Consider the following 3,893-nt stretch of genomic DNA (forward strand, 5'->3'; position numbering starts at 1 on the left):
ATGCTAGGCGACATCGAGACCATCGCACCCATCTCAGCCTTGACATTCTCGCCAGGGTTAAGTTTCACCTTCAACATGGCAAATGCGCCTTTATATAAAATTTCATAATTCATAGCTTATCCTCCTTCAGGTTTGCGTTAGCAAATCCAACATCGAAAGCATTAGCTTAGGTTTGCGTTAGCAAATCCAACATCGAAAGCTTGAGCTTTGTCTAATCGAGTGGAGGCTGAGTGACGCCCTCACGTTCTGCTTGCATACGATGTGCGATTCGGCTAGCAGCTGATGCGGCAATCGCACCCACGATATCATCTAGAAACGTATGTACATCGCCATCGCTTTTGTCATTTAATTTCACCAAAATGCCTGGCTTCAGCTTATCGATATAACCAAAGTTAGTAAAACCGATGCTTCCGTACACATTTACTATAGACAACGCCAAAATTTCATCGCAGCCGTACAAGCTTTCATCATGCTTAATCATATCCTGAAGTGGAGCTATCAGCTTGCCTTCTTCTGCAAGAATATCGAGCTGTATGCCTGTTAGTACCGCATTTTGTACCTCGCGCTTCGATAGAACGGCATCGACGTGCACGATACAATCCTCTGGCGTTAATGCGGGGAAATAGTCTTTTTGCAAAAAGTGAACGAGCTCAGCAATCGCCATTTTCGTTACCCCGCGTTTGGTGAGCCATTCATCGGTCGCCTCGGCAACTTTGCGGCTGTTAAGGCTGTAAATTTMAGGATTGGACATCTTTCTGTTCCTCCTTATTATTTTATGGACAAAACTGGTCTAAATTGGGGAAGGGCTCGTATACATAGTACTACAAATAATGAGTTGTACAAAGCCGGCAGGCAAAAAATGATTAGGGAGGAAAGGTTAACATGATTCAAAAAAGATGGATTCGCCATACTGCTATTACTGGTGTATTAGTGCTCCCCATCCTGACGGCAGGATGTGGAATTTTTTCGCAAAATACTAACAAGGCAATTGACCCGCCGCAGGTTGAGATTAAAAATGGGGTAGACGGTAGTGTAACCGGACAGGCTGTCAAAGGAAACCAAGGCAATCAATTAACTGTATATTTGCAGGATCGTAATGGATATTTGGCGCCTATATCGATACCAACAACGATTGGACCTACTGAGGAACCGGGTCAGAAGGCATTGGAGATGATGGTAGAGAACGGTACTTATGCGGATCAAATTCCAGAGGGCTTCCGTGCTCTCCTTCCACAAGGCACACAAATTAAGTCTTACAAATACGATAAAGAGCAGAAGGTTGCTATTGTTGACTTTTCAGAGTCTTTTAACGATTATCTTGTGCAGGACGAGCGTAAGATTGTTGAAGCTATCACATGGACACTGACTGCAATGACAGGCATTGAAGGCGTTGAAATTTGGCATGAGGGTGCGAGATTAATGGAAATGCCAGTTGATGGTTTTCCGCTCGATGAGAAGCTTACCCGATCAGTAGGCATTAATATCGAGGCTGCTGAAGGGGTCAATTACTCACAATCTACGCCAGTTACTTTGTATTTCTCAGCACAAACTGCTAAAGATGAGCAGTATTATGTACCAGTCACACGGCTTGTTGCTCGTTCGGAAGAATCAATGACTCAAGCAGCAGTAGAGCAGCTAATCGTAGGCCCGCTTAATAAGAAAGAATTAACGGGCGTTATTTTGCCGGATGTTACGGTGAAGAGCATCGAGCAGAAGGATGAAGTCGTAACAGTTGACTTGCAGGATGATGCTTACCAAGAAGGGCAAAAGCTGCCAGCTGAGATGCTGCAAGCGCTCGTCTTATCCATCACCGAAACTTCAGGAGCAGACACCGTTCAAATCCGTGTTAACGGGGAAGCGAATGTTACGGATGACAAAGATAAGTCCTACAGCGAGCCAGTAGGCCGTCCAAGTTATGTTAACGCGATAAAATCATAAATGCATAATTAATCAGATGTAAAAGGGGAGACAATCGTCTCTCCTTTTTTATTTCGGGGGAGCAGATGCATTTCGTATGGTACTTTGGTAAAATAGGAAAGATTACAAAGTAGATTCAAATCGAATATCGAATTATTCAGGAGGCATACAAAGCATGCGGAAAGACGGACGGCAAACGAACCAGCTTCGGCCGGTAACAATAACAACAGGCGTGAATAAGTATGCGGAAGGTTCTGTTCTTATCGAGGTAGGTGATACAAAGGTTTTGTGCACCGCTAGTGTGGAAGAGCGCGTACCGCCTTTCATGAAGGGCCAGGGTAAGGGCTGGATAAATGCAGAATACGCAATGCTACCTCGCGCAACACATACGCGTAATATTCGCGAAGCAGCAAAAGGCAAGCTGACGGGTAGAACGATGGAGATTCAACGTCTAATCGGACGCGCTCTTCGTTCGGTAGTTGATTTGCAGGCGCTCGGAGAACGTACTATTACGCTGGATTGTGACGTAATTCAAGCCGATGGAGGAACACGGACTACTTCTATTACAGGGGCATTTATCGCCCTTACAATAGCCGTTAATAAGATATCAAAAACAGCTAAATTCACCAAATACCCGATTACTGATTTCCTAGCATCGGTTAGTGTAGGCGTTATTGGGGAGAGAGCTTTGCTTGATCTTAATTATGATGAGGACTCCAAAGCGAAGGTCGATATGAATGTGGTTATGACTGGCAGCGGCAAGTTTGTCGAAGTGCAGGGTACAGGCGAAGAAGCGCCTTTCTCACGTGATGAACTTAATCAACTGCTTGCGTTAGGGGAAGAGGGAATCACAGAGCTGATCAGCAAGCAACGTGAAGTGCTCGGACCATTGGCAGATCAAATCGGAGGTTAGTCTTTATGACGAATCATTCTATTTTATCGGAAGATGTAATCGTTATTGCGACTACAAATCAAGGCAAGGTAAAGGAATTTACCCATGCGCTGCTTAAGCTTGGCAAAACGACGAGAAGTTTAATCGACTATCCGCAAATTCCGGAAATTATCGAAGACGGCGTGACATTCGCAGAAAACGCGCGTATCAAAGCAAAGACAACTGGAGATGCGCTGGGCATACCTGTACTGGCCGATGATTCAGGTCTTAGGGTAGCTGCGCTAAATGGAGAACCGGGTGTTTATTCCGCTCGTTATGCTGGCGAAGAAGCTACGGATAGCGACAATAATGAGAAGCTTATAAAGGAGCTTCAGCTCCTCCAAGAGAATCAAGTTAATGATGGGATGTCTCATCTACCTGACGGCTCGCAAATACTTAGCAAAGCGCAGTTTGTTTGTGCGCTTGCCCTGTATGATCCAGCGAGTGGAACATTTCTGGAAACAGAAGGGACTGTGGACGGCTTCATTACAGATCTTCCGCATGGATCGGGCGGTTTTGGCTACGACCCGTTGTTCTGGCTGCCAAGTCTTGAGCGAGGAATGGCTGAGCTTACTAAGGAAGAGAAACAGCAAATCAGCCACCGTGGTGAAGCGCTGAAATTACTTATGCCCATGCTCACATAAACATAAGCGTTTAGAGTAGGAAAAATCCCGCATGTGTAATGCCTTGGTGGCAAAATGCATGCGGGATTTTTTTTGATGGAAAATAATTTACAGGTTTTTAATAATGAATGATCTTATATATATCCGCTATATAATCACATATTGTTTAGACATAGAAAGCGGCAGCAGCCGTTTCCACTTAACCTATGACAACATTATAATGTTTGAGCCATAAATTAACCTGGTACAAATATGCGAAAAGCTGAGGGCCGGACATCAGCTGACCAAACCAAGGGATATTCGACTTCGCTGAGTCTGATTCAGCCAGCGCTCTGACCTTCTGCACATTAATAAGCGGGAGGAGAGGAGAGGACGGATCATTCAAGACGTCGAGCAGCAAGGTTTTGACCGCGATTAAATAG

General features: G+C 44.9%; 5 protein-coding genes and 1 pseudogene. 3 read left to right on the forward strand and 3 right to left on the reverse strand.

The window, feature by feature from the left end; all coding sequences use genetic code 11:
* Together AC1DWN_RS29805 and AC1DWN_RS29810 are read right to left on the reverse strand one after the other, a co-directional pair.
* A partial coding sequence (locus AC1DWN_RS29805; RefSeq protein ID WP_477562492.1) for an AIM24 family protein occupies positions 1-113 on the reverse strand: 113 nt, incomplete at its 3' end.
* Between the two features lie 98 nt (positions 114-211).
* Complete coding sequence (locus AC1DWN_RS29810) at positions 212-751, reverse strand: phosphatidylglycerophosphatase A family protein (protein ID WP_477562488.1); 540 nt, start codon at positions 749-751, stop codon at positions 212-214.
* Between the two features lie 131 nt (positions 752-882).
* On the opposite strand from AC1DWN_RS29810, the gene AC1DWN_RS29815 reads away from it, so the two are divergent.
* The 3 genes from AC1DWN_RS29815 to rdgB all read left to right on the forward strand — a co-directional run bounded on the left by AC1DWN_RS29815 (position 883) and on the right by rdgB (position 3,492).
* Positions 883-1,938, forward strand: a complete 1,056-nt coding sequence (locus AC1DWN_RS29815; RefSeq protein WP_477562489.1) for a GerMN domain-containing protein — start codon at positions 883-885, stop codon at positions 1,936-1,938.
* 154 nt (positions 1,939-2,092) lie between these two features.
* Positions 2,093-2,830, forward strand: a complete 738-nt coding sequence (gene rph, locus AC1DWN_RS29820) for a ribonuclease PH (RefSeq protein WP_477562490.1) — start codon at positions 2,093-2,095, stop codon at positions 2,828-2,830.
* 5 nt (positions 2,831-2,835) lie between these two features.
* Positions 2,836-3,492 (forward strand): RdgB/HAM1 family non-canonical purine NTP pyrophosphatase, encoded by a 657-nt coding sequence (gene rdgB / locus AC1DWN_RS29825; protein ID WP_477562491.1) that lies wholly within the window; start codon positions 2,836-2,838, stop codon positions 3,490-3,492.
* A 178-nt stretch (positions 3,493-3,670) separates the two neighbouring features.
* On the opposite strand, the pseudogene AC1DWN_RS29830 reads toward rdgB, so the two are convergent.
* Positions 3,671-3,893 (reverse strand): annotated as a pseudogene (locus AC1DWN_RS29830) (asparagine synthase (glutamine-hydrolyzing)); the annotation flags it as partial.

The sequence above is a fragment of the Paenibacillus sp. P4_A7 genome, from assembly GCF_056402455.1.

Coding starts and splice junctions, on each gene's coding strand:
- AC1DWN_RS29815 (WP_477562489.1), top strand. CDS start 883: ATGATTCAAAAAAGATGGATTCGCCATACTGCTATTACTGGTGTATTA.
- rph (WP_477562490.1), top strand. CDS start 2,093: ATGCGGAAAGACGGACGGCAAACGAACCAGCTTCGGCCGGTAACAATA.
- rdgB (WP_477562491.1), top strand. CDS start 2,836: ATGACGAATCATTCTATTTTATCGGAAGATGTAATCGTTATTGCGACT.